General features: G+C 65.5%; 25 protein-coding genes and 1 tRNA gene. 17 read left to right on the forward strand and 9 right to left on the reverse strand.

All coding sequences use genetic code 11. The annotated features are described in order from the left end of the window. The first annotated feature begins 276 nt into the window (after nucleotides 1-276). Nucleotides 277-1,086 (forward strand): tyrosine-type recombinase/integrase, encoded by an 810-nt coding sequence (locus IVA82_RS49090; protein WP_247389324.1) that lies wholly within the window; start codon nucleotides 277-279, stop codon nucleotides 1,084-1,086. A 249-nt stretch (nucleotides 1,087-1,335) separates the two neighbouring features. Here IVA82_RS49090 and IVA82_RS27105 read toward each other — a convergent pair. Beyond that, nucleotides 1,336-1,412: transfer RNA gene (locus tag IVA82_RS27105), tRNA-Pro, on the reverse strand. Between the two features lie 68 nt (nucleotides 1,413-1,480). Here IVA82_RS27105 and IVA82_RS27110 point away from each other — a divergent pair. The 6 genes from IVA82_RS27110 (at nucleotide 1,481) to IVA82_RS27135 (ending at nucleotide 7,412) form a co-directional block, all read left to right on the forward strand. Then, a complete protein-coding gene (locus IVA82_RS27110; RefSeq protein ID WP_247493641.1) occupies nucleotides 1,481-2,470 on the forward strand; it encodes an L-threonylcarbamoyladenylate synthase in 990 nt (329 codons plus the stop codon). Nucleotides 2,471-2,493: 23 nt separating this feature from the next. Next, complete coding sequence (locus tag IVA82_RS27115) at nucleotides 2,494-3,921, forward strand: FAD-binding oxidoreductase (protein ID WP_247389326.1); 1,428 nt, start codon at nucleotides 2,494-2,496, stop codon at nucleotides 3,919-3,921. Then, on the forward strand, nucleotides 3,918-4,373 hold the full coding sequence (locus tag IVA82_RS27120) for a GNAT family acetyltransferase (RefSeq protein WP_247389327.1): 456 nt from the start codon (nucleotides 3,918-3,920) through the stop codon (nucleotides 4,371-4,373). Before IVA82_RS27115 ends, IVA82_RS27120 begins: the two co-directional genes overlap by 4 nt. Before the next feature lie 9 nt (nucleotides 4,374-4,382). Next, a complete protein-coding gene (locus tag IVA82_RS27125; protein WP_247389328.1) occupies nucleotides 4,383-4,964 on the forward strand; it encodes an NUDIX domain-containing protein in 582 nt (193 codons plus the stop codon). A gap of 289 nt (nucleotides 4,965-5,253) precedes the next feature. Further along, on the forward strand, nucleotides 5,254-6,183 hold the full coding sequence (locus tag IVA82_RS27130; RefSeq protein ID WP_247389329.1) for a glycine reductase: 930 nt from the start codon (nucleotides 5,254-5,256) through the stop codon (nucleotides 6,181-6,183). A gap of 35 nt (nucleotides 6,184-6,218) precedes the next feature. Further along, nucleotides 6,219-7,412, forward strand: a complete 1,194-nt coding sequence (locus tag IVA82_RS27135; RefSeq protein WP_247389330.1) for a CoA transferase — start codon at nucleotides 6,219-6,221, stop codon at nucleotides 7,410-7,412. Nucleotides 7,413-7,502: 90 nt separating this feature from the next. Here the strand turns inward: IVA82_RS27135 and IVA82_RS27140 are convergent, their stop codons facing one another. After that, the gene (locus IVA82_RS27140; protein WP_247389331.1) at nucleotides 7,503-8,258 is read right to left on the reverse strand and encodes an SOS response-associated peptidase; all 756 of its coding nucleotides are present in this window, start codon (nucleotides 8,256-8,258) and stop codon (nucleotides 7,503-7,505) included. Nucleotides 8,259-8,321: 63 nt separating this feature from the next. On the opposite strand from IVA82_RS27140, the gene IVA82_RS27145 reads away from it, so the two are divergent. From IVA82_RS27145 to IVA82_RS27160, 4 genes are all read left to right on the forward strand, one after another. Further along, entirely contained in the window at nucleotides 8,322-8,822 is a 501-nt protein-coding gene (locus IVA82_RS27145; protein WP_247389332.1) for a hypothetical protein, read from the forward strand. 19 nt (nucleotides 8,823-8,841) lie between these two features. Next, nucleotides 8,842-9,276, forward strand: a complete 435-nt coding sequence (locus tag IVA82_RS27150) for an NUDIX hydrolase (protein ID WP_247389333.1) — start codon at nucleotides 8,842-8,844, stop codon at nucleotides 9,274-9,276. A gap of 53 nt (nucleotides 9,277-9,329) precedes the next feature. Beyond that, complete coding sequence (locus IVA82_RS27155) at nucleotides 9,330-9,707, forward strand: TIGR02301 family protein (RefSeq protein WP_247389334.1); 378 nt, start codon at nucleotides 9,330-9,332, stop codon at nucleotides 9,705-9,707. A gap of 273 nt (nucleotides 9,708-9,980) precedes the next feature. Continuing rightward, nucleotides 9,981-10,247 carry a hypothetical protein gene (locus IVA82_RS27160; protein ID WP_148745459.1) on the forward strand — a complete coding sequence of 89 codons (267 nt, stop codon included), beginning with the start codon at nucleotides 9,981-9,983 and terminating at the stop codon, nucleotides 10,245-10,247. A 32-nt stretch (nucleotides 10,248-10,279) separates the two neighbouring features. Here IVA82_RS27160 and IVA82_RS27165 read toward each other — a convergent pair whose 3' ends face one another. The 5 genes from IVA82_RS27165 to IVA82_RS27185 form a co-directional block, all read right to left on the reverse strand. Then, entirely contained in the window at nucleotides 10,280-10,597 is a 318-nt protein-coding gene (locus IVA82_RS27165) for a cupredoxin domain-containing protein (RefSeq protein WP_247389335.1), read from the reverse strand. 12 nt (nucleotides 10,598-10,609) lie between these two features. Next, a complete protein-coding gene (locus IVA82_RS27170) occupies nucleotides 10,610-11,131 on the reverse strand; it encodes a DUF4142 domain-containing protein (RefSeq protein WP_247389336.1) in 522 nt (173 codons plus the stop codon). Between the two features lie 88 nt (nucleotides 11,132-11,219). Beyond that, complete coding sequence (locus IVA82_RS27175) at nucleotides 11,220-11,921, reverse strand: RNA polymerase sigma factor (RefSeq protein WP_247389337.1); 702 nt, start codon at nucleotides 11,919-11,921, stop codon at nucleotides 11,220-11,222. Nucleotides 11,922-11,984: 63 nt separating this feature from the next. Beyond that, nucleotides 11,985-12,854 carry a sulfurtransferase gene (locus IVA82_RS27180; RefSeq protein WP_247389338.1) on the reverse strand — a complete coding sequence of 290 codons (870 nt, stop codon included), beginning with the start codon at nucleotides 12,852-12,854 and terminating at the stop codon, nucleotides 11,985-11,987. A gap of 210 nt (nucleotides 12,855-13,064) precedes the next feature. Further along, nucleotides 13,065-14,399 carry a dihydroorotase gene (locus IVA82_RS27185; RefSeq protein ID WP_247389339.1) on the reverse strand — a complete coding sequence of 445 codons (1,335 nt, stop codon included), beginning with the start codon at nucleotides 14,397-14,399 and terminating at the stop codon, nucleotides 13,065-13,067. Nucleotides 14,400-14,500: 101 nt separating this feature from the next. Here IVA82_RS27185 and IVA82_RS27190 point away from each other — a divergent pair, with 101 nt between their 5' ends. The 6 genes from IVA82_RS27190 to IVA82_RS27215 all read left to right on the forward strand — a co-directional run bounded on the left by IVA82_RS27190 (nucleotide 14,501) and on the right by IVA82_RS27215 (nucleotide 21,235). Beyond that, the gene (locus IVA82_RS27190) at nucleotides 14,501-15,382 is read left to right on the forward strand and encodes a folate-binding protein (protein WP_247389340.1); all 882 of its coding nucleotides are present in this window, start codon (nucleotides 14,501-14,503) and stop codon (nucleotides 15,380-15,382) included. Beyond that, entirely contained in the window at nucleotides 15,379-16,005 is a 627-nt protein-coding gene (locus IVA82_RS27195) for a DNA-3-methyladenine glycosylase I (RefSeq protein ID WP_247389341.1), read from the forward strand. Before IVA82_RS27190 ends, IVA82_RS27195 begins: the two co-directional genes overlap by 4 nt. Next, nucleotides 16,002-16,619: an HD family hydrolase gene (locus tag IVA82_RS27200; RefSeq protein ID WP_247389342.1), complete on the forward strand. Its 618-nt coding sequence runs from the start codon at nucleotides 16,002-16,004 to the stop codon at nucleotides 16,617-16,619. Before IVA82_RS27195 ends, IVA82_RS27200 begins: the two co-directional genes overlap by 4 nt. Before the next feature lie 195 nt (nucleotides 16,620-16,814). Then, the gene (locus IVA82_RS27205; protein WP_247389343.1) at nucleotides 16,815-17,321 is read left to right on the forward strand and encodes a protein tyrosine phosphatase; all 507 of its coding nucleotides are present in this window, start codon (nucleotides 16,815-16,817) and stop codon (nucleotides 17,319-17,321) included. Between the two features lie 199 nt (nucleotides 17,322-17,520). After that, complete coding sequence (locus tag IVA82_RS27210) at nucleotides 17,521-18,486, forward strand: NAD regulator (RefSeq protein WP_247389344.1); 966 nt, start codon at nucleotides 17,521-17,523, stop codon at nucleotides 18,484-18,486. 49 nt (nucleotides 18,487-18,535) lie between these two features. Then, complete coding sequence (locus IVA82_RS27215; RefSeq protein WP_247389345.1) at nucleotides 18,536-21,235, forward strand: DUF2339 domain-containing protein; 2,700 nt, start codon at nucleotides 18,536-18,538, stop codon at nucleotides 21,233-21,235. 210 nt (nucleotides 21,236-21,445) lie between these two features. On the opposite strand, the gene IVA82_RS27220 is transcribed toward IVA82_RS27215, so the two are convergent. Both IVA82_RS27220 and IVA82_RS27225 read right to left on the reverse strand, forming a co-directional pair. Beyond that, a complete protein-coding gene (locus IVA82_RS27220; RefSeq protein ID WP_247389346.1) occupies nucleotides 21,446-23,134 on the reverse strand; it encodes a methyl-accepting chemotaxis protein in 1,689 nt (562 codons plus the stop codon). A gap of 276 nt (nucleotides 23,135-23,410) precedes the next feature. Then, nucleotides 23,411-25,381 carry a HAMP domain-containing methyl-accepting chemotaxis protein gene (locus IVA82_RS27225; RefSeq protein WP_247389347.1) on the reverse strand — a complete coding sequence of 657 codons (1,971 nt, stop codon included), beginning with the start codon at nucleotides 25,379-25,381 and terminating at the stop codon, nucleotides 23,411-23,413. Between the last annotated feature and the right edge of the window lie 60 nt (nucleotides 25,382-25,441).

Raw genomic sequence — 25,441 nt, forward strand, 5'->3', positions numbered from 1 at the left:
GACGACGTCAATCGCCACCCGGTTGTCCACACTTGGTCCTACCGACTCGCCGAGGCTGCCTGATATGATTCGAACCACGAAAACGCTGACCTAGATCTCAACAATTTCTTTGGCGACAAAACCGTCAGCGAGCTTAAAGCCCAGCTCTGTCGTGACTTTGTCGACTGGTCTACCGGCACCGCAAACGACAACAATAGGAAAGCCGGCATCAAGCCGCGCAACGGGACTGTCTCTGATCAAACCGCGCGACGCCGGCTTGAAGATTTGCGAGCTGGCGTGAACGCCTACCACGCCGAGCACACGCTCAGCGTCGGTCCGAAGATCACTCTTCCTCCCAAGGCGGAAGGGCGACACCGCTGGCTGACGCGTAATGAGGCCGCGCGCCTGCTTGGTGCAGCAATCGGTTTCGTGTGGGACACCGAGCAGTCGACATGGAAGCGCAGGGAAGACGGGGCGCTCGTGCGTAGGGAACGGTGGATCATTCGTCGTCGCTATCCTGCGGCGCGCTTCTGCCTGGTTGGCATCTATAGCGCTCGTCGCGAGGAAACGATCCGGCGCACCCAGTGGCTGCCAACGACGACCCATCCGTGGATGAACCTGGACGCGATGGTCTACCAGGGCAAGGGGGCGCTGGAGCGATCAACCAAGAAGCGCCGGCCACCGGCAAAGATCGCCAGCCGTCTGCGCCCCCACTTGGTTCGTTGGCGCAGGATCGACCATGCTCGGTCGGCAGAACTCCGCGCCTCTGGGGTCATGAGGGAAGGTGAGCAAATCAGGTTCGTCGTGAACCGCATGCACGACGGCCAGCCACTCGCCGGCAAGATAAGATCCGCTTGGGAAGGCATTTTGGAGGATGCGGGGCTAGGCGATGACGTGGTCCGGCATTCGCTACGCCATACCGCAGCGACTTGGCTGATGCAGGCAGGCGTAGACATGTGGGAAGCCGCCGGCTGGCTCGGAATGACGGTTGAGCAGTTGGAGGCCAATTATGGCCATCACCACCGGACTTCCAGGAAGGGGCGGTGGAAGCGTTTGGGGGAAGGCGCTGAGTTGGGCCCTATTCGCCGCGAGCTATTCGCGACTTGATGTCGGCCAAAATCAGCTCGTAGGTCCGAAGGGAGGACTTGTGGTGCTTTATCGTGTCCTGGGTGACATCGCGCGCTCGCCGATCGTCATTCTTCCGGCTTCGAGCGGCTCAAGGTCGTCGCCTGCCTTACCTGCTCTTCGACGTCCTTGGCGTACGCCTCAAGATCGACGGGCATGGCTGATGTGCCTCAAATCATTGCGCATTTCATTGCGCACAAAAAACATCGAAACTATAAGTACTTGAAATAATGGTCGGAGTGGCAGGATTCGAACCTGCGACCCCTGCGTCCCGAACGCAGTGCTCTACCGGGCTGAGCCACACTCCGACAAGAGGCCGGCTTATAGCGTCGGGTTTGGCGCACCGCAAGCGGCCGGTCTAAGGAATTTCGTCCCCGTGAAAACGAGCCTTGAAACGTTGATTTTACCGGCAGGCCACGCCGCCGCCGAGGCTGCCGCCCGGCGGCTCGCCGCCGGCGGGCTGGTCGCGTTCCCGACCGAGACGGTCTATGGGCTCGGGGCGGACGCCGCAAATGCCGCTGCGGTCGCCCATCTCTACGCCGCCAAGGGCCGGCCGGCCTTCAATCCGCTGATCGCCCATGTGGCGGACCTTGCCGCCGCGCAGGCCATCGGCTGGTTCGACGCGCGCGCCTTGCGGCTTGCGGAGGCGTTCTGGCCGGGGCCGCTGACGCTGGTGGTGCCGAAGACCGACGGCTGCCCGGTGGCTGATCTGGCCACCGCCGGCCTCGATACCGTCGCGATCCGCATTCCCGCCCACCCGGTGGCGCAGGCGATCCTGCACGCCTTCGGCGGGGCGGTGGTGGCGCCGTCGGCCAATTTCTCCGGCCATGTCTCGCCGACGCTGGCAGCCCATGTCGAGAGCGACCTTGCGGGACGGATCGACCTGATCGTCGACGGCGGGCCGGTCGAGGTCGGTGTCGAATCGACCATTGTCGGCTGCTTCGATAAGCCGAGGCTGCTGCGTCCCGGCGGGCTGTCGCGCGAGCGGATCGAGGCGGTGCTGGGGCTGCCGCTTTTGCGGCCGCCCGCAGAGGCCGAGAGCGACAACAGCCAGCCGCGGGCGCCGGGCATGCTGGCCTCGCATTACGCGCCGCGGGCCAGCGTGCGGCTCGACGCGCGCGACGTGGCGCCGGGCGAAGCGCTGCTGGCGTTCGGCCCTGCGCGCCTGCCCGGCCTTGACGCTGCGTCGGCCGTCATGAATCTGTCGCCCAGCGGTGATCTCGATGAAGCCGCCGCCAATCTGTTCGGCTATCTTCGCGCGCTCGATGCGAAGACCCCGAAGGCGATCGCGGTGATGACGATTCCCGAACAAGATCTGGGCGAAGCCATCAACGACCGCCTGCGCCGCGCGGCGGTTGCGCGATAGAACGCGGAATGAAAGAAGACGGCATGAATATCAATCCACCTCCGACCCCTCCGCTTGCGCCGGAGCTGGTCGAACAGTTTCGCAAGATCGTCGGCGAGAAACACGCGATCACCGATTCGGCCGATATCGAGGCCTACGTCACCGAGGAGCGCAACCTGTTCCACGGCCGCTCGCCGCTGGTGCTGCGCCCGGGCTCGACCGCGGAAGTCTCCGAGATCTGCAAGCTCGCCACCGCGCACAGGATCGCGCTGGTGCCGCAGGGCGGCAACACCGGCCTCGTCGGCGGCCAGACCCCGCACAATGGCGAGGTGGTGGTGTCGCTGCGCCGGCTGGACAGGATTCGCGAGGTCGATCCCGCCTCCAACACCATGACCTGCGAGGCCGGCGTGGTGCTGCAGATCGCGCAGCAGAAGGCGGCCGAGTTCGACCGGCTGTTTCCGCTCTCGCTGGGTGCGGAAGGCAGCTGCACCATCGGCGGCAATCTGTCGACCAATGCCGGCGGCACGGCGGCGCTCGCCTATGGCGTGGCGCGCGAGATGGCGCTGGGGCTGGAAGTGGTGCTGGCTGACGGACGCGTGCTGGGCGTGCTGTCGAAGCTGAAGAAGGACAATACTGGCTACAATCTGCACAACCTCTTCGTCGGCGCGGAAGGCACGCTCGGCATCATCACGGCGGCGACGCTAAAGCTGTTTCCGAAGCCGCGGGCGATCGAGACCGCCTTCGTTGGGTTGAAATCGCCGGAGGCGGCCTTGAGGCTGCTGGCGATCGCGCAAAGCGAAGCCGCCAACGCGCTGACCAGCTTCGAGCTTCTGTCGGAGCTGGCGGTGGATTTCTCGATCCGCCACGGCATCGACGTGCGCGATCCGCTTCAAGACAAGCATGCCTGGTACGTGCTGATGGAATTGTCCGCATCCGGCAAGGATGCGCGCGCGCCGCTGGAGGCGATCCTCACCCGCGCAATGGAAGACGAGATCGTCGACGACGCCGTGATCGCGGCCAACCTCAGCCAGCGCGCCGGCTTCTGGAAGCTGCGCGACGAGATGTCGTCGGCGCAAAAGCCGGAGGGCGGCTCGATCAAGCACGACATTTCCGTGCCGGTCGCCGCGGTGCCCGCCTTCATCGCCGAGGCCAACGCTGCCGTGGTGAAACTGATCCCCGGCGCGCGGCCGGTGCCGTTCGGCCATCTCGGCGACGGCAATCTGCACTACAATGTCAGCCAGCCGGTCGGCGCCGACAGCGCGGACTTTCTGGCGCGCTGGCACGAGATGAACGCCGTGGTGTTCGCGATCGTGCTGCGGATGGGCGGCTCGATCTCGGCCGAGCACGGCATCGGCGTGCTCAAGCGCGACGAGCTGCCTGAAGTGAAAGACAAGACCGCGATCGAGCTGATGCGCGCCATCAAGGCGATGCTCGATCCGCTCGGAATCATGAACCCGGGGAAGGTGCTGTGAACCAAGCTGCCTCCCCGCTCGCGATTGCGGAGATCGCCGATGCCGATGTCGAGCCCGTGGTCGCGCTGTGGCAGCGCTGCGGCCTGACCCGGCCCTGGAACGATCCGCTTGCCGATATCGCGCTGGCGCGGCGGCGCGACAATTCGACCGTGCTGGTCGGCCGCGACGGCGGCGCGATCGTCACGACCGCCATGATCGGCCATGACGGCCATCGCGGCTGGGTCTATTACGTCGCGGTCGATCCCGATTGCCGCAAGCGCGGCTACGGCCGAGTCATCATGTCCGCTGTGGAAGACTGGCTGCGCCAGGCCGGGATTGCAAAGCTTCAGCTCCTGGTCCGGCGCGGGAATGCGCAGGCCAATGCGTTCTACCAATCGCTTGGATTCGAGGAATCGACCTCGGTGATGTTCCAGAAGTGGCTCGACGGCCGCGACACGCCCACAAACAATTGAGATCGAGCCATGACCATCTCCGACCGCGTCCGCATCAAGGACGTCCGCGTGCTCTCGGACAACTGGACCCCTCTGAAAGAGACGACGTTCGACTACCGGCGCGCCAACGGCGCATGGCAGACGCAGCACCACGAAACTTATGAGCGCGACAACGCCGCAGCCGTGCTGCCCTACAATCGCGCGCGCCGCACCGTGATCCTGGTGCGCCAGTTCCGTCTGCCAGCCTATATCCGCGGCTATGACGATCTCCTGATCGAAGCCGCCGCCGGCGTGCTGGACGAAGCCGCCCCCGAGGTGCGCATCCGCGCCGAGGCCGAGGAGGAAACCGGCTATCGCCTGCACCACGTCCACAAGGTGTTCGAGGCGTTCATGAGCCCCGGCGCCGTGACCGAGAAGCTGCATTTTTTCATTGCCGAATACGAGCCCGAGATGCGCGTCAGCGGCGGCGGCGGTCTCGAACACGAAGGCGAGGACATCGAGGTGCTGGAGCTCGGCATCGACGAGGCACTGGCGATGATCGCCGATGGACGCATCATCGATGCGAAGACGATCATGCTGCTGCAATATGCGGCGCTGCATATGTTTCGGTAGGTGACGCGGCTTCCTTCCCTTCTCCCCTTGTGGGAGAAGGTGGCGCGAAGCGCCGGATGGGGGGTCTCTATCCGCAAGTTCAAAGCGGTAGTCGAACACGCGGATAGAGACCCCTCACCCGTCTCGCCGCTGCGCTGCGAGCCACCCTCTCCCACAAGGGGAGAGGGACTGCACCGTGCATGTCGCACCATCTTCAACCGCAATCCTGACCTGCGCCTTCCTCCCCGCTGTTGAGCTCATCGCCGACTATCTCTAGTCTGGTCCTAACCAAGAACCAGGAGACGCGCCCATGACCGCTTCGCGCGACGATGAATTCGGCTTTGCGCCCGACTACGATGCTCCCGTCCCCTATATGCAGCGCACGCGCGACTATTACGCGGCGATCGGCTACACCACGCCGTATCGCTGGGCGCATTATACCGAGGCGCCGTTCCAGCCGCTGAAGAAGAAGCTGTCGCAGTCGCGTGTGACGATCATCACCACGGCCGCGCCATATGATCCGACCAAGGGCGAACAGGGACCGGGCGCAGCGTATAATGGCGGGGCGAAATTCTACCAGGTCTATGACGGCGACACCTCGAAGCAGCACGATTTGCGCATCTCGCACATCGGCTATGACCGCAAGCACACCAGCGCGACCGACAGCGGGACCTGGTTTCCGCTGCCGCAGCTGCTGAAGGCAAGCGCCGCGGCCCGCATCGGCGAAGTCGCGCCGCGCTTCTTCGGCGCGCCGACCAACCGCAGCCATCGCGTCACGCTCGACACCGATGCGCCGGAGATTTTGGCGCGCTGCCTTGCCGATGCGGTCGATGTGGCTGTGCTGGTGCCGAACTGCCCGGTCTGCCATCAGACCACGGCGCTGGTGGCGCGGCACCTGGAGGCCAATGGCATCCCCACCGTGGTGATGGGCTGCGCCAAGGACATCATCGAGCACGCCGCCGTGCCGCGCTTCCTGTTCTCCGACTTCCCGCTCGGCAATTCCGCCGGCAAGCCGCATGACGTCGCTTCACAAGCGCAGACGCTCGAGCTGGCGCTGAAGCTGCTGGAGACCGCGAGCGGCCCGCAGACCACGATGCAGTCGCCGCTGCGCTGGAGCGAGGACGCCTCCTGGAAGCTCGACTACAACAACGTCGCGCAGCTCAGCGCGGAAGAGCTGGCGCGCCGCCGCGCCGAATTCGACAAGCAGAAGGAGATCGCGCGCGGCAACCGCGCCGCCTGACGTCCTCCAATAACGAAAATCAAAGGGAGAGCGACGTGACGCGACCGTTCGAGGGCGTGAAGATCCTGGACTTCACGCAAGTGCTGGCCGGCCCCTATGCGAGCTACCAGCTCGCGCTGCTGGGCGCCGACGTCATCAAGGTCGAGCGGCGCGATGGCGAGGACATGCGCCGCACGCCGCTGTCGCGCGAATGGGCCGAGCGCGGGCTCGCGCCCGCGTTCCAGGCCATCAACGGCAACAAGCGCAGCCTTACGCTCGATTTGCAAAAGCCGGACGCCATTGCGATCGTGAAGAGGCTCGCCGCGCAAGTTGACGTGGTCATGGAGAACTTTCGCCCGGGCGTGATGGACAAGCTCGGCATCGGCTACGAGGCGCTGTCCGCGATCAATCCGAGGCTGATCTATTGCGCGGTGTCCGGCTTCGGCCAGACCGGTCCGGATCGCCTGCGCCCCGGCTATGACGGCAAGATGCAGGCGCTGTCCGGCATCATGGCGATCACCGGGCATCCTACGACCGGGCCGACCCGCGCGGGCTTTGCGGTCTGCGATGTGCTCTCGGGCGCAACCGCGGCGTTCGGCGTGTCGAGCGCGCTGTATCAGCGCGACCGTACCGGAGTGGGCCAGCTCATCGACGTCTCCATGCTGGAGGCGACGCTGGCGTTTCTCTCGGGGCAAATCGCGGACTGGTCGGTGGCCGGTCATCGCCAGCAGCTTTCGGGCAACCAGGCGGTGAGCCGCAGGACCACGGCGAACCTGTTCAAATGCGGCGATGGCCACATCCTGCTCGCGGTCAACAACGAGAAGCAGTATCGCGCGCTGATGTCCGCGCTCGGCCGCGAAGACACCCTGGCCGATCCGCGTTTTTCCGACTGGTATGCGCGCAACGAGAACGAACCTGCGCTGCGCGCCATCATCGAGGAGGCGCTTGCAAAAAAGCCGGCGCGCGAGTGGGAGACGATTTTGGAGGATGCCGGCGCGCCCTGTTCCAGCATCTGGACGATCGAGGAGGTGATCGACCATCCGCAGATCGCTGCCCGCGGCGCGATCCAGGAGCTGGATACGCCCTACGGCCGCCTGCGCTTCGCCGGCAGCGGCTTCAAGCTCGCACATGGCGGCGGCAGGCTCGACCGCATGGCGCCGGAACTGGGCGCGGATACGGATGCGGTGCTGGAGGAATTGGGGTTTGACGCGGCGGAAATCGCGGCGCTGCGGGCGCGGGAGATTGTGTGAGGGGCGGCCGGACAAGCTCCACCGTCGTCCCGGATCTGCGCGCGCTTTGGGCGCGCTTGTCCGGGACGACAGTGTGTTTTGTGGATACGGCTAAAACAACGACCCCTGCCCGTCGTCCGCCGATCCGGCCGCAACCTTGCGCACCGCCTTCTTCTTAGGCACTTCCGCCTGCATCTCTTCCGCGCTGATCGGCAGCAGCAGCTGGTCGTCGTCATTGGCGACGCGGTTAACGCGGGTGGAGACCGGGTGCCAGGCGAATTCGCCGCTGCGCGGGGCGGCCATCAGCGGCAGCACGTCGTCCACCTCGTCGCTGCGGGAATCGAGCCAGCGCTCGAAATCGCGCGGGCTGATGGTGACGGGCACGCGGTCGTGCAGCGCCGCGAGGTCTTCGCCCGCCGCCGCCGTGGCGATCGCGACGGTGTCGACTTCCTCGCCGTTCGGCCCGGCCCAGGTCTCGAACAAGGCGGCGAAGCCGAGCGGCGCGCCGTCGGCGCGGTGAATGAAGAAAGGCTGCTTGCGGCCGTCGATCGCCTTCCATTCGTAATAGCCGTCGGCCGGAATCAGGCCGCGGCGGCGGCGAATCGCGTTCTTAAAGGCGGGCTTTTCCAGCACCGTCTCGGAGCGGGCGTTGATCAACAACGTAAACCCCCGGGGGTCCTTGACCCAGCTCGGCAACAGGCCCCAGCGCATCAGGCGAAAGTGCCGCGCGCCGTTCTCGACCAGCACGACCGGAATCGGCTGGGTCGGCGCCACATTGTACCGGGGCGGGAAGTTCGGCTGCTCGATATAGCCGAACAGTTGCCGCAAGGCCGCGGGGGCCGAAGTTATGACGAAGCGTCCACACATCCTTGGGGGCCTATATAGGGTCCGTTCAGGTCCTTTTAACCCAGAACGTTAACACTGCGGCCAATGAGCTCAACGGTCTCCCAACCCGCGCGGACGCATGTACAGACGGGACCCGAGGCCGCGGCCTGGGGCGAGCGGCTGCGCGTGGCCAACATCAACCCGCGGACCGGGCTTGCCACCGACTACCTGAACCATTTCAATGAAGCCGTGATGCTGCTCGAAATGGTCCCGGATATGCCGGAATGCGCGGAAGACTTCTTGACGTGGTCGCCGCTGTCTTATGCCGAGCATTTCACCGCCTCGAATTTCAAGGCGCGGGATCTCGCGATCGAAGCCTACGAGAAGGCCGACCCCAGCGTGCGCACGCAGTTCGACCATATCACCGACACCATGACCTCGATCCTGACCGCGGTCGGCTCGGCCATGCGTGAGGTCGAGAAGGACACGACGAGAGTCCGCCTCGCCGAGCAGGCGGCGGCTTGGGTCAAGCCGCTGATCGCGGCCTGCGGCGGCATCATCAATGGCGGCGCGGAAGCCGACATCGACACCATCATGGCGAACTGAGCCGGAGCCGGTGACGAAATTGGCCAGCGCCATCCAGCCCACCCATCCCCAGCTCGCGGTCAGCGCCGCGATCTTCCGCGACGGCAAGCTGCTGCTGGTCCGCCGCGCCCGCTCGCCCGCCAAGGGGTTCTATTCGCTGCCGGGCGGTCGGGTCGAGTTCGGCGAATCGCTGCACCAGGCGCTGGCGCGCGAGGTCGACGAGGAAACCGGGCTCGAGATCCAGATCATCGGTCTCGCCGGCTGGCGCGAGGTGCTGCCCGCCACGGGCGGCGCCGGCCACTATCTGATCATGTCCTTTGCCGCCCGCTGGGCGGCCCGGGAGCCGGTCCTCAACGACGAGCTCGACGATTACCGCTGGATCGCCCCGAACGAGCTGGCGAGCCTCGGTGACCTCAAGCTGACCGGGGGGCTGGAGGAGGTGATCGAGTCGGCCGCGCGGCTGATAGGGCCTTGAGGTCATTCCGCCCCGCCTTGCGTCCACGGGCTCGAGGAGGCATACACCGGCCGATGTCCACGCGATTTCTGGCCATTTTTGCCCTGATTCTCGCCTGCGCCTGCGTGCCCGCCCGGGCTCAGGACGTAGCGGCGCCGTTTGACGGCGATCTGCAGAGGCTGGCCGAGATCCTCGGCGGGCTGCATTATTTGCGCGGCATCTGCGGGGCCAACGAGGGCAACAAATGGCGCAGCGAGATGCAGGCGCTGATCGACGCCGAAACCCCCTCCGGCGAGCGCCGCACCCGCATGATCGCGAGCTTCAACCGCGGCTATAACGGCTTTCAGCAGACCTACCGGAGCTGCACGCCGGCGGCGACCGTCGCAGTCCGCCGCTACATCGAGGAAGGCTCGAAGATTTCGCGAGACCTTACGGCGCGCTACGCGAACTAAGCGCCCCCTCATCCTGAGGAGCGCGCTCTACGCGCGCGTCTCGGAGGATGCAGGCCCCGCTGCCGCAGCGCGGCCTCTATGGTTCGAGACGGCGCTGGCGCGCCTCCTCACCATGAGGAACAGGCCTTCAAACTCGCAGATGGAACCACGTCATCGTCTTTGTCCACTGCCATTAACCGTTCTTAAAGATGTGGCCTAGCGGGGGTTAATACGCGTGCTACACCTCTCGCACAGCGCATCGCCGTGGATCGCGCCCCAGCCCTGTCGAGTTTCATGAGCCATCCAGTGTCCTACGCCCCCGCCCGCGCGCCGCTGCCCGATCACGAGCAGAAGCAGGCCGCGCTGAGCTATCTCAATGAGGCCTGGGCCGAGGCGCGCCATGACGGCGTCGACGGCGATTGCCTGGCGCAGGCGAGCCTGTTCGCGGCGCTCGCCGAACTCGTCGGCACCTATGGTGAGGACGCGGTGGCGAAATTCGTCGAGGGTTTCCCCGGCCGCATCCGCAACGGCGAGTTCTCCGTCGGAATCTCCAGGCAGTAGGCGGGAATTCCTCTCCGACACGATCGGGAATGCTACGGTACGACCTTGAGCGTCGCCTTCATGTTGGGATGAAAGCGACAGTAATATTCCACAATCCCGGCTTTCTTCACGACCGTCGTCCCGGATTTCTTTGCCGGCAGGTCCACATCGAAGTCGCCGCCTTTGGCGGTCGCGGTGTGCGCAAAGACGTCCTTGTTGATCCACTCGACGGTGTCGCCGATCTTCACGGAAGCCTCAGCCGGCGATATCTCCAGATTCTCCATCGTGATCTGAATTGTCGCGGCGTGCGCCGGGACGACCATCGTTGCGAAGACGACCGCTGTTACGATCGAAGACAACCGTCCCGGCATCATATCCCTCCTCTACTTCAGCTCGGCCGCGACATGCTCGGCGTGTTGCTGATGGCCCTGGAATATCTTCAAACCCGTCTGCAGCAGGTTCTTCAGTTCCGCATTGCTGGCAGAGGGAATCAGCTGGGTTTCCAGCGCGTTGTTGACGGTCTTGTGGTAGGCGACCTCATTCTCGACATAGGCCTTGTCGTAGGCGGCGCCCTTCAGCTTGTCGAGCTCGGCCAGCTTGTCGCTCGCCTGCTTCGATAGCGTGCGGCTGGTGTCGTTGTCCTCGGGCGTGACCTTCAGCTTCTTGACCAGCGCGAGCGCCTGCTTGTTGACCGCCTCGTGGTCGCGCAACATGTCTTCGGCGAACGCCTTGACGTCCTTGCTCCTGGCTTTCTTCACCGCCTGCTTGGCCGCATTAATGTCGATCACGCCTGCAGTGTAGGCGATATGTGCGATCTGCGGATCGGTGGGCTTGGTGCCTTGCGCGAGCGCAGGGCCGGACAAAAGGGCGACCGCGGCGATCGCCGCGCTCCATCGGACAAACATGGTTTGACACTCCTGTGGTGCCGGAGTTTTCCCGGCTGCTTGCTTGCACAGGGTTGGATGACAATTGCGCGCGAACGTTCCCGAAAAATTACGCGCCGCCACCGAGGCGCTTGAGCACAGCCTCCGTCAGGCGCTCGCAACGCTGGCCGGCGAACGGGAAGGCATCCATCACGACCGGACCGATCTTCTTCTCGACGTTTTCGCGCAACATCGTGCGCGCACGATGCAGCCGGGTCTTCACAGTTTCGGGCTTGACGCCGAGCAGCCCGGCCGTCTCCTCCATGCTCATCCCCTCCATCACGCGCGCGATGAAGACCATGCGGAACACGTCCGGTAATTCATCGACGGCGTGCTCGACGACGCGCTGGATTTCACGTTGAGCCATGGATTTTTCCGGATCGCTTGCGGCGGACGAGAGGGGAAACTGGATGATTTGCGCTTCGAGCGTTGCCTCCGGCACCGATCCCAACTCGACATGCGGCTTCTGACTGCGTACGCGGCCGAGCGCCTCGTTGATCGCAATGCGCGACAGCCAGGTCGATAGGCTGGATTCGCCGCGAAAGCCGTCGAGATTGGTAAATGCCCGGACATAGGTCTCCTGCACCACATCCTCGGCCTCGCTGTCGCTGCGCAGGATGCCACGGGCGAGCCGATAGAGCCTGCGGTTGTTGGCCTGCATGATGGCGCGCAATGCCGCCTCGTCACGGGCCTGCGCGCGGCGAACCAGTTCAGCCTCGGGCGCGCCGATCTCGAGGTGCGGAAATGTTGCGGTGCGATGTATGACGGTCACGGGCGCGTCTCCAGCTTTTCGGACATTGGATGCAGGTCCGCGAAAAACGTTCCCGGGGATCCCCTAATCCGTCTCGATCGGCAGCGCCGGATCCCTCGCCCATTCGCCCATCGAGGCGTCGTAGAGCGTGAGTTTGTCGTAGCCAAGCTGCGTCAGCAGCAACAAATCGATCGTCGCCGAGATACCGCCGCCACAATAGCAGATCACGTCCTTGTCGCGCGTGATCCCTTGGCTCGCGAATTTCGCTTCCGCATCTGCAAGCGTCGTCAGCGTCTTGTCCGCGGCGCTCACAAGCGTTGCGGCGGGAACGTTGACGCTGCCGGGAATCCGGCCGGGCCGGCCGTAGCGGCTCGGGTCGAGGCCGCGATGAAACTGCGGACCGAGCGCATTGACGATAGCGGTCGCGGAATCGCCGATCCGCGCCATGACAGTGTCCTTGTCGACGAACAAACCCGCGCGCGGCGCGGCCTTGAAGCTCGTCGCCGGATATCTCGTTGCTGCGCCCGTCTCGATCGGCCGCCCCTCGGCCTCCCATTTGTCGAAACCGCCGTCGAGCACCTGCGCCTCGACACCGAGCGAGCGCAGCATCCACCAGAACCGCGTCGACCACATCATCGTGCCAATGCTGTAGAGTACGATGGTCCTCGATGCATCGAGGCCATGGCGGCCGAAGGCGGCCTCTAACTGGGCCACACCAGGCATCATGAAGAACTGCCCCGCGGAGGTGTCGGAGAACTCGCCTTGCAGGTCTAGGAAATCAGCGCCGGGGATGTGGCCGGCCTCGAACGTCTTGTCACCGGGCACTGCGCGATAAGGCAGGTCGCTGCCCGGCGGCACCGGCTCGTTATAGGTCGTGCAGTCGTACAGGCGCAGGTCGGGATCGTCGAGGATGGCGGCGAGTTCGTCGGTGGTGACGAGGGCACTCTGACTCATTGGAATAGTCTCCTGTCATGTGCTCACGATCTCCGTCTCCGTCACCCTGAGGTGCCGGAGCGTAGCGGAGGCCTCGAAGGGCGACGGCCACCGGCCGGGCCGCTCATCCTTCGAGGCATGCCATGCGGTGCAAAAGCACCGCATGGCATGCACCTCAGATCCTATGGGTGGCGGGTGGTCAGGATGACGGAGCAAAGCAAACGCAGCCCCCTACGCCTTCAGTGTCTCCAGAAACCGCACCGGCTCGCCCTGCGATGGCGTCACCAGCTCGCCCTGCCACATCACGCGGCGGCCGCGGATGAAGGTGCCGACGGGCCACCCCTGTACGCGGACGCCATCATAGGGCGTCCAGCCGGCCTTGGAGGCAACCCATTTGTTGGTGATGGTTTCGCTCCGCTTGAGGTCGACGATGGTGAAGTCGGCATCGTATCCGGCGGCGATGCGGCCCTTGCAGGCCATGTTATAGAGCCGCGCGGGGCCGGCGCTGGTGAGGTCGACGAAACGGGCGAGCGACAGGCGGCCCGCATTGACATGATCGAGCATGAGCGGCACTAGCGTCTGCACGCCGGTCATGCCCGAAGGCGAGGCCGGATAGGTCTTCTGTTTCTCTTCCAGCGTATGCGGCGCGTGATCGGAGCCGACCACGTCGATGATACCCTGCTCGATGCCGCGCCAGATGCCGGCGCGGTGATCCGCCCCACGCACCGGCGGGTTCATCTGCGCCAGCGTACCGAGCCGTTCGTAGCATTCGGGCGCGGCCAGCGTCAGATGATGCGGCGTCGCCTCGCAGGAAGCGACATCCTTGTGGTCGCGCAGAAACTCGATCTCTTCCTTGGTGGAGATGTGCAGCACATGGATGCGCTTGCCGGTCTCATGCGCGAGATTCACCAGCCGCTGCGTCGCCATCAGCGCCGCGGTCTCGTCACGCCAGACCGGATGCGAGCGCGCATCGCCCTCGATGCGCAGCGGCTTGCGGTCGTTGAGGCGATATTCGTCCTCGGCGTGAAACGCCGCGCGGCGGCGGATCACCTGGAAAATTCGTCGCAGGCTTTCGTCGTCCTCCACCAGCAGCGCGCCGGTCGAGGAGCCGATGAATACCTTGACGCCGGCACAGCCGAGCGCGCGTTCCAGCACGGGCAGTTCCTGTACGTTCTCGCGGGTGCCGCCGATGAAAAAAGCGAAATCGCAATGCATGCGGTGATGGGCGCGCTTCACCTTATCGGTGAACTCGGCCTCGGTTACGGTCAACGGCGATGTGTTCGGCATCTCGAACACGGCGGTGACGCCGCCCATCACGGCGCTGCGCGAGCCGGTTTCGAGGTCTTCCTTGTGCGTCAGCCCGGGCTCGCGAAAATGCACCTGCGTGTCCATTACGCCGGGCAGGATGTGCAGGCCCTTGCAGTCGATCACCTCGGCGGCGGAGGCCTGCGACAGCGCGCCGATCTCGGCAATGCGGCCATTGGCAATGCCGATATCGCGGACACCCTTGCCGTCCTGGTTGACCACGGTGCCGCCCTTGAGGATGACGTCGAAACGCTGGGTCATGGCAAAAGGCCCCTCTCACCCCCAAGCGCAGGGCTCGAGGTCTTGTCGTTTATGCGTTGCGGGCTTACGTTCCGGAGCAACATGTCGCAAGAGATTTTCGCATGAAATCAGCGTTTCTTCCCGACCGGGGCGTGGTCAAGGTCGCGGGCGAGGATGCGCGCAACTTCCTCAACGGCCTTGTCACCACCGACATCGACAGGCTCAAGCCGGGCCTGGGGCGATTCGGCGCGCTGCTGACGCCGCAGGGCAAGATCACCGTGGATTTCCTGATTACGGAGGCGCCCGCGGGCCATGGCGGCGGGTTCCTGATCGACTGCCCGAAGGCGCTCGCAGACACCCTCGCCACCAAGCTGAAATTCTACAAGCTTCGTGCCAAGGTCGTTGTGGAGAACCTCTCCGACGAGCTCGGCGTGCTCGCGGCCTGGGACGGCAAGCTCGCGACCCAGCCGGACCTCAGCTTCGCCGACCCGCGCAACGAAGAGCTCGGCTACCGCATCCTGATTCCCGAAGATCTCAAGCAGAAGCTGTCCGATCTCATCGGTGCCGAGCTCGTTGACGCCGCTGCATACGAGGCCCACCGCATCGCACTCGGCGTGCCGCGCGGCGGGCTCGATTTCATGTACAGCGATGCGTTCCCGCACGAGACCAACATGGATCGTCTTGCCGGCGTCGATTTCGACAAGGGCTGCTATGTCGGCCAGGAGGTCGTATCGCGCATGCAGCATCGCGGCACCGCGCGCACCCGCAGCGTCAAGGTGCTGCTCGAAGGGGCCGCGCCCGAGGCCGGCGCCACCATCCTCGCCGGCGACAAGCCGGTCGGCACCATCGGCTCGACCGCCGACGGCAGGGGCATCGCGCTGGTGCGCATCGACCGCGTCGCCGATGCGCTCGACGCGGGCCAGCCGCTCACCGCCGGCGGCCTTCCCTTGAAGCTGGCGGAACCTGACGTCGTGCGCATTCCAGCCAAGCAGCCTATCGCATGAGCCGTGCTCCCAGCCTCCATGCCGACGGCCTGACGCGCTGCCCGTGGCCGGGCGAAGATCCGCTCTACGTCGCCTATCACGACACCGAATGGGGCGTGCCGGAATATGACGACCGCGCGCTCTACGAAAAGCTGATGCTCGACGGCTTCCAGGCCGGCTTGTCCTGGATCACGATCTTGCGCAAGCGCGACAATTTCCGCAAAGCGTTCGACGATTTCCAGCCGGAGAAGATCGCGCGCTACAATGCGAAGAAGGTCCATGCGCTGATGAACGATGCCGGCATCGTGCGCAACCGCGCCAAGATCGACGGCGCGATCCTCAGCGCAAGATCCTATCTCGACATCATGGAGAAGGGCCCGGGCTTCTCGAAGCTGCTATGGGACTTCATGGACGGCCGGCCCAAGGTCAACCATTTCAAGACCACCTCAAGCGTGCCGGCCTCGACGCCGCTGTCGGTGCAGATCTCCAAGGAGCTGTCGTCGCGCGGCTTCAAGTTCGTCGGTCCGACCATCGTCTATGCCTTCATGCAGGCGACCGGCATGGTCAACGACCACCTCGTCGACTGCCACTGCCACGCAAGCTGCGGCAAGACGCAGCGCAAGCCGCGCCTCAAAGTCAAATGACGGCGAAGAAGACAGCCGCGCGCGATGTGCCATCCCGCGCCTGGCAGCGCATGCTGTCGGGACGGCGGCTCGACCTGCTCGATCCCTCGCCGCTCGATATCGAGATTGCCGACATCGCGCATGGGCTGGCGCGGGTCGCGCGTTGGAACGGGCAGACCACTGGCGCGCACATCTTTTCGGTGGCGCAGCACACGCTGCTGGTGGAGACCGTGATGCGACACGAGATGCCGCGCGTCGATCAGCGGGTGCGGCTCGCCGCCCTGCTGCACGATGCGCCCGAATATGTGATCGGCGATATGATCTCGCCGTTCAAGGCGGTGCTCGACGGTCACTACAAGGCGGTCGAAAAGCGGCTGCTCGGCGCCATCCATATCCGCTTCGGGCTGCCGCCGGTGCTGACCGACGAAATCACCCAACAGATCAAGGCCGCCGACCGCGGCGCGGCCTATCTGGAAGCGACCGAGCTCGCCGGCTTCAGCGACGCCGAGGCCAAACGCCTGTTCGGCCGCGATCCCGGGCTCTCCGACAGCGTCCGCCGCGACTACCTGACGCCCTGGACGGCGGCGCGGGCGGAGAAGCAGTTTTTGGAGCGGTTCAACGCGGTGTTTGCGTGAGCGTTCGCCTCTTAGCGTCGTCCCGGCGAAAGCCGGGACCCATACCCCCAGAATGGATTTTGCGAAGACTCGGAGTTTCCACCGCCTCAATCATGCGGCCCTGTGGTTATGGGTCCCGGCCTTCGCCGGGACGACGCTGAGGCTGCACCTTTGCCCGCCTTACGGCGGCGGCTATACTCGACAAAAAGGTCCGTCATGATCCACGTCTGTTCCCTCGCCGCGCTTCCCGAAACTGTCCGCCTTTCCGGGGCCAGCCATGTGCTGACCGTGATGGCCAATGTCGAGCAGGTGGCGCGGCCGGTGTCGGTGTTGCCGGCCAACCATCTCAAGGTGTCGATGGACGACATCACCGAGGAGATGGACGGTTTTGTCGCGCCGTCGGAAACGCATATCGATCAGGTGCTGAATTTCGTGCGCGGCTGGGACCGCGGCGCGCCGCTGGTGGTGCATTGCTACGCCGGCATCAGCCGCTCCACCGCGAGCGCATTCGCCGCCGTGTGCGCCCTTAATCCAAACCGCGACGAGATCGAGATCGCGAGAAAAATTCGCGCGGCTTCGCCGATCGCCTCGCCGAACCGGCGCATCGTCGGCCTCGCCGACCGCGCGCTGGGCCGCAACGGTCGCATGCTGCGCGCGCTCGACGAAATGGGCCCGGGCGCGATGATGGTCGAGGGTCGCCCCTTCGCGATCGAGCTCGAATGACAGCTGCGCGCCACAGCTTAGGTGCGCTCCCTCTCCCGCTTGCGGGTGTCCCCTCATTGGGATTCTCCAAGAGGAGAGAGCCCTCACCCGCGCCTCCGGCGCGACCTCTCCCGCAAGCGGGAGAGGTTGCAGCGGGCCCGCGGAGAGACCGGCTCGATCAATCGGCTATCTTTCTCACAATTCCCGCGACCCTAGCCGCATGAGCGACAAACTGACGCCGATCGAGATCGGCCTGACCGCGGCGATCGTCGCGATCGAGGATCATGAGCCGCTGATCCTCACCGCGCGCAGCAGTGACGGGCTTGCCGGCCTGCCGTTCGGTCCGTTCGATGCGCCAAGCCACCGCACCTTCGAGATCGGCCTTCGCGCCTGGGTCGAGGCGCAGGCGGGCCTGCGGCTCGGCTATGTCGAGCAACTCTATACGTTCGGCGATCGCGGCCGTCATGCGGAGGCCGGCGACACCGGCGCGCACATGGTCTCGATCGGCTATCTCGCGCTGACGCGTGCTGTTGGCGGCGAACTCGCTGCGACGGGCGCGGGCTTCGAGCCCTGGTATCGCTTCTTTCCCTGGGAAGACTGGCGCGAAGCGCCGCCCGCGATCATCGCCCGCGACATCATCCCGGAGCTGACCAAATGGGCCGAGGACGAGACGCCGGAAACAACTCGTGCGCTGCCGCGCAGGGATCGCGTACGGTTCTATTTCGGTCTCGACGGCGCTCCCTGGGACGAGGAGCGCGTGCTCGATCGCTACGAGCTCCTGTACGAAGCCGGTCTGATCGAGGAGGCGCGGCGGGACGGCCGCCCTGCGGCATTAGCGCGCAAGTTGCTTCCCGCACTCGGCACCTCGATGCGGTTCGACCATCGCCGGATCCTTGCCACCGGAATCGCGCGGCTGCGCGCAAAACTGAAGTATCGTCCTGTCGTCTTTGAACTTTTGCCGCCTGAGTTCACACTTACCGAACTGCAGTACACGGTGGAGGCAATCTCCGGCCGGCACCTGCACAAGCAGAATTTCCGGCGCCTGGTCGAAGCCGAAGCCCTGGTCGAACCAACCGGGGTGATGTCGACACAGACCGGCGGGCGGCCGGCGGCGCTCTATCGCTTCCGCCGCGATGTGCTCCAGGAACGGCCGGCGCCCGGCTTGCGCATGCGCTCCCGGCGCTAGATCAGGATTTGCGCGGCCGGCCCATGTGCGCCGATCGCCAGGAGGCCTTATGTTCGACGACCCGTTCGACGTCCTTGCGGCGCTGTTTGCCATCGCTGCCTTCCTGGTCGCGATCAGGGCCTCCAACCAGGTGACCGAGCTACGCCGCCGGCTGAGTTCGCTGGAGGCGATGCTGCAGGCACAGCGGCCGATCCAGCCGCCGCCGATGCCATTGCCGGAACAGGTGTTGACGACGACTGCCGCAGCAGCACCACCACCGCTTGCGCCCGAGGCCGAACAAGCTTCGCCGCCACCGCTCCTGACCGATCCTGTCACGCCGCCGCCGCTCGAGACGAGCCCGGATGACATCGCGCCGCCTCCCCTGCCCGCAGAGCCCGGCTTCGAGGAGCGGCTCGGCACCCGCTGGGTGGTGTGGATCGGCGGCCTTGCGCTCGCGCTCGGCGGCTTCTTCATGGTGCGCTATTCGATCGAGGCCGGCCTCGTCGGCCCCGGCGTGCGCGTGTTCCTCGGCGGCCTGTTCGCGCTGGCGCTGTTAGGTGCCGGTGAATGGACCCGGCGCAAGGAGAGCATCTCCAGCATGGCGGCGCTGCCGATCGCCAACATCCCCGCGATCCTCACCGCGGCCGGAACGGCGGTGGCGTTTGCCACCATCTACGCGGCCTACGCGCTCTACGGCTTCCTCGTTCCCGCCACCGCCTTCGTGCTGCTCGGCCTCGTCGCACTCGGCACGCTCGCCGCCGCGCTGCTACACGGTCCCGCGCTTGCCGGCCTCGGCGTGGTCGGCGCATTCGTGACGCCTGCCCTCGTCTCCAGCGGCAAGCCAGATTACTGGGCTCTCTACATCTATCTTGCGATCGTCACCGCCGCGAGCTTCGGCCTCTCCCGCATCCGGCTGTGGCGCTGGCTGGCGGTGACCACCATCGTGTTCGCCGTGCTCTGGATCTTCCCCGGGCTCGACGTCGGCGAAGTGCAGGTCGCACCACACGCCTTCCATGTGATCGCCGGTTTCGTGCTCGCCGCCCTGCTCGTCGTCTGCGGCTTCATGTTCGGCCCCACGATCGGGGACGGTGAGATCGAGCCGGTCTCGTCGAGCTCGCTCGGCGCCTATCTGTTCGGCGCGATGCTGATCGTGCTGTCGAGCGCGCATGCCGATCTGGCGCTGATCGCCTTCACCCTCCTGGTGGCGGCGACGCTGTTGGTGGCTTGGCGCGCGCCGGCGGCCACCGGCGCGCTGGGTGCGGCCGCAGCCACCGTCTTCATCGTGTTCGCCGAATGGGCGGTGCGCGCCAATCCCGACATGCTGGTGCTGCCGGGCGGACCGCTGCCCGGCGTCGGACCGGCCGCGATCGACAGCGCGGTGACACTGCATCTCGTGATGGCCGCGATCTTCGCCGCAGGTTTCGGCATCGCAGGCTTCCTGGCGCAGGGACGCTCGAACTCGGCGATCATCCCGGTGGTGTGGTCGGCGGCTGCGGTTGCCACCCCCATCGCAATCCTCGTTGCGCTTTACGCACGCATCGCCCATCTCGACCGCTCGATCCCCTTTGCGGTCCTCGCCGTCCTGCTCGCCGCCGCTTTCGGCGCTGCGACCGAAGCCCTCACCCGCCGCGAAAGCCGGCCGGGCCTTGCGATCTCGACCGCGCTATTCGCGACCGGCACGCTCGGCGCGCTCGCGCTGGCGCTGACCTTTGCGCTGGAAATGGGCTGGCTCACCATCGCGCTGGCGCTGATGTCGCTCGGCACCGCCTGGATCTCGATGCAGCGGCCGATCCCGTTCCTGCGCTGGCTCGCTGCCGCGTTTGCCGCGATCGTCACCGCGCGCATCGGCTATGATCCCCGCATCGTCGGCACGGACGTCGGCACCACGCCGATCTTCAACTGGCTGCTGTGGGGCTATGGCCTGCCGGCGCTGTCGTTCTGGGCGGCGAGCCATTTCCTGCACCGCCGCGGCGACGACGCGCCGCTGCGCATGGTGGAGGCCGCCGCGATCCTGTTTACCGCACTGCTGGCCTTCATGGAAATCCGTCACCTCGCCACCGGCGGCCGCATGACATCGCCGCCGTCGCTGCTCGAATTCGCGCTCCAGGTCTGCGTGACGCTGGCCATGGCGATCGGACTCGAGCGGCTGAGGTTGAGGAGCCGCAGCGTTGTGCACAATGTCGGTGCGGTCATTCTTACCGCAATCGCCGGCCTCATCGGCGTGTTCGGCCTGCTGATCCTGGAGAACCCGTTGCTGTGGACCACGATCGATGTCGGCGGCCTCGTGTTCAACTTGTTGCTGCTCGGCTATGCGCTGCCGGCGGTGATGATGCTGCTGCTGTCCTATGCGGTTGTCGGCGAGCGCGGCAGGACCTACGCCAACACGATCGCAAGCGGCGCGCTGGTGTTCGCGCTCGCCTATGTGACGCTGGAGATCCGCCGCTTCTATCACGGGCCAATCCTGCTGCACGGCGAGACCACGGGCGCGGAGCAATACACCTATTCGATCGGTTGGCTCGGCTTCGGCGTGGTGCTGCTCGGCGTCGGCATCTTCATCAACTCCGAGCGGGCGCGGCTGGCGTCGGCGGCGGTGATCGCGCTGACGATCCTCAAGGCGTTCGTCATCGACATGTCGACGCTGACCGGCGTTTATCGCGCGCTGTCCTTCATGTGTCTCGGAATCGTGCTGGTCGCGATCGGCTGGCTTTACCAGCGCATCCTGTTCCGGCGGCAGGTCACTCCGCCGCCAGCTCCGCAGACAAGCGGTTGAGAGGTCAGGCCTGTAGCTAGAACGCAGCGGCATTCGGTCGTGCCGAGGTGTTCACCTCTCCCCGTCGGGGAGAGGTCGGATTGCGCAGCAATCCGGGTGAGGGGCCGCAGCATTCGGTAAGACCGTAACCCCTCACCCGCATCGCATCTTCGATGCGATGCGACCTCTCCCTACGGGAGAGGTGAAGCGCGGCTTTCGGCTGCGCCGCCTCTAGGCCGCGCGGACGGACTCGAGGAACTGCGCGACCTCGACCTTGAGACGCGTGCTGTCGCTCGCGAGCGACTTGGCGGCCGACAGCACCTGGCTCGACGCCGAGCCGGTCTCGATCGCGCCGCGCTGCACGTCGGTGATGTTTGACGAAACTTCCTGCGTGCCGAGCGAGGCCTGCTGCACGTTGCGCGAAATCTCCTGCGTGGCCGCGCCCTGCTCCTCGACGGCGGCGGCGATGGCCGACGACACTTCGGACAGCCGCTCGATGGTGCCGCCGATCTCCTGGATGGCGCTAACGGACTCGCCGGTCGCGGCCTGGATGCCGGAGACTTGCGCCCCGATCTCGCCGGTCGCCTTCGCGGTCTGTTCGGCCAGCGCCTTGACCTCGGAGGCGACGACGGCGAAGCCGCGGCCGGCCTCGCCGGCACGCGCCGCCTCGATGGTTGCGTTCAGCGCCAGCAGGTTGGTCTGGCCTGCAATCGTGTTGATGAGCTCGACGACATCGCCGATGCGAGAGGCGGCCTGCGACAGCGCATTGACGCGCTCGTTGGTCCGCGCCGCCTGTTCGACGGCTTCGGCGGCCATCCGCGCCGAATCCTGCACGCGGCGGCTGATCTCGGTGATGGACGACGACAGCTCTTCGGATGCCGACGCCACCGACTGGACGTTGGTGGATGCCTCCTCGGAGGCGGCGGCAACGACGGTCGCGAGCTCCTGCCCGCGCCGCGCGGTGCCGGTCAAGGTGGCCGCGGATGCCTCGAGCTCGGTCGAGGCCGCGGAGACCGTCTCGACCACCTCGGCGATCATGATCTCGAAATTGCGGGTGATGGCGTCGACGCGCCGGGCGCGTTCGATCTTGGCTTCGGCATCGCGCGCGGCGGCCTCGTCGGCCGCCTTCTTGGCGATCAGCGCCTTCTTGAAGATCTGGAGCGCATTCGCCATCGAGCCGATCTCAGTCTTCTCGCCGCGATGCGGCACCTCGGCCGAAAGGTCGCCCTCGCCGAGCGACTGCATCGGACGGATGATTGAAGCAATGCCACGAGAAACGTCGCGCACGAGATAATAGGCGGCGCCGATCGCGATCACGACCGAGACCACGATGATGCCGACCAGCACGCGGAAGGTCGTGGCGTAGCTGTCGGCCGCCTGCTTCGTCTCCAGCTCGGCACCGCGGTTGTTGAGTTCGATGCCCTTCTGGAGCAATGGATCGGCCGCCTGGGCCATCTTCGCGACCTTGGTCTGCAACAGCTCGTTGGCGTCGGCCGGGAAACGGCCAACGCCCTTGCGCGACAGTGCCATCACGTCCTGCACGCCGTTCAGGTATTCGGACCAGGCTTTGGTCCACTGCTCGTAGAGCGAGCGCTCTTCGGCAGCAGTGATCAGCGGTTCGTAGACCTTGCGGGTCTTCTCGATGCGCTCGCGGAGCGACGCCAGGCGCTGCTCTGCCGCGTCCTTGCCCTCAGTGGTGTCCTGCATCAGGTGCAAGCGCAGCGCCACGCGCAGCTCATTGATGTCGGCGCGAAGCGAGCCGAGAGCGCGGACGCTCGGCAGCCAGCTCTCCGCGATCTCGACGGTGTGCGCGTTGATGTTCTGCATGGTGCCGATCGCCGTCACGCCGACGCCGGCAAGCGAGAGCACGAGGACCGTCAGCACGGTCAGAAGCTTGAAAACGATCGACAACTTCGACATCACACTCAATCCCGATGATACCTGGCAACGCACGAGACGCCTGCGCCGCGACCGCCACGAGACGGAGGTCAACTCAACGGTGCTGGCTGGTTCTTATCCGGTAAGATTGCGCACATAATTGCAAACAGGCGTTAACAGGAGCCTACGCAAAATTACGGACGCGGCCCCGGTCGACGTTGTTTCATTGCAACCATGTCTTGCAGCTATGCGGATATCCCGCAGCATCGCACCACCGTACCGGCTGCGGCGCGCCGTTCGCACGGAACGGCTGATGTCCTATGCCGCCCGCACCGACTCCAGAAACCGCGCGACCTCGCTCTTCAGCCGGTTGCTCTCCTGCGACAGCGACTGCGCGGCCGAGTGCACCTGCGCCGACGCGGCCCCGGTTTCGCCAGCACCGCGTTGAACCTCGCCGATATTCGCTGAAACATCCGAGGTGCCGTGGGCGGCATGCTGGATGTTGCGCGAGATCTCCTGGGTCGCGGCGCCCTGCTCTTCGACGGCCGCGGCGATGGTCGACGAAATCTCCGACATCCGCGCGATGGTATCGCCGATCTCCTTGATGGCGCCGACGGAATCAACCGTCGCGGTCTGGATCGCGCCAATGTGCTGGCCGATCTCGCCCGTCGCTTTCGCGGTCTGTTCGGCGAGCGCCTTCACTTCGGTCGCGACCACGGCGAAGCCCTTGCCGGCTTCGCCTGCGCGCGCCGCCTCGATCGTGGCATTCAGCGCCAGGAGATTGGTCTGGCCCGCGATGGTGTTGATCAGGTCGACGACATCGCCGATGCGGCCCGCCGCCTTCGTCAGCTCGGCGACGCGCGCATTGGTGCGCTGCGCCTGTTCCACCGCGACGTCGGCCACCCGCGCCGATTCCTGCACCTGGCGGCTGATCTCGGAAATCGACGAGGTCATCTCCTCGCTCGCCGAGGACACCGACTGCACGTTCGCGGACGCTTCTTCCGAGGCCGTCGCGACGGCGCTGGCGAGCCCGCTTCCGCGCTCGGCCGCCTGGGTCAGCGTATTGGAGGATGCTTCGAGCTCGGTTGCCGCCGACGAGACCGTCTCGATGATCTCGCCGATGGCGCCTTCGAAACTGTCGGCGAGCCGCTGCATGTCCGCCTTGCGCTGCATGCGGCGGCGCGCGTCCGCTTCCGACTGTTCGGCGCGGAGCCGCTCCGCCTCGGCCATGTTGTTCCTGAACACCTCGACTGCGCCGGCCATCTCGCCGATCTCGTCCGTTCGCCCAAGGCCGGGAACAGAGATCGAGAGCTCGCCGTGCGCAAGCCGCGTCATCGCATCGATCATCGCGGACAGCGCCGTCGAGATCGAGCGCCCAAGGAGAAAGGCGACCATAGCAAGCACGACGACGGTGACGGCGAAGGCAATCATCATCCAGATGCGCACGGCATCGCGGGTGGCGGCTTCCGCAGCGTCGGCCTGCTTGTACAAGCCTTCGACGACAGTGCTCACGTCGAGCATCACCGGCTCGACCTCGCGAAAGGTCTTCATCATGCTGGCGTCAAAACCGGCGATCTGCTGTGCGACCTCGGCCCACGCCAGGAATTCAGACTGGTATTTCTGGAGCTTGGCCGTGATATCGGTCATGACCGGTGCAGGAACGGCAGCAGCCTCCATCGCCTTGGAAAATTCGGTGGCAGCCTTCTTCAGCTCGGCGACGTATTTGGGATCACGCCGAAGCATGAAGTCTTTCTCGTGCCGGCGCATGGTCAGCATCCAGCTCGTCAGCCGCGGATTGTCGAGCTCCTTCAGCTTCGTCTCGATGTCATGCACCGCGCTGCGGAGCGAACCGGATAGGCCGAGCGTTTCGTTCAGGCCAAGCTTGATCTCGGCGGCGACCAGCGCATTGAAATCCGACGCGTAACGCTTGAAGCCGTCCTGGGCCTGCTTCATCCGCTCGGAAAGCGCGCTCATGCCTCCGGCCGACATCAGCCGCTCCACCTGGTCGAAGTCGCGATTGATCGGCCCAGCCAGCTCGGCGTGCGCCTTGGCGTAGCTCTCGGTCCGACGCTGCTGGAAGTTCTTCTCGTTGCGTCGGGCCTCCAGCATCTGGATCGAGAGCTGCTTGTCGAGGTCGGCGATGGCACGGGCACGGTTGGCAACCATGCGCGAGGCGTCCTGAGAGAGCATGCCGATCTCGTAGATCGCGCCAAAGGCGACGAGACCGACGAGACCGAAGAATCCGATCGCCATGACCTTGTGAGTCAGACGGATGGAAAGGCCGCTCATGAATGTGCTCCAATAGGTTCGATACGCAAATACAGGGAGGGCGACTCAGCGCCCGGAATA

The sequence above is a fragment of the Bradyrhizobium sp. 142 genome (assembly GCF_023074015.1).
Classification (GTDB): domain Bacteria; phylum Pseudomonadota; class Alphaproteobacteria; order Rhizobiales; family Xanthobacteraceae; genus Bradyrhizobium.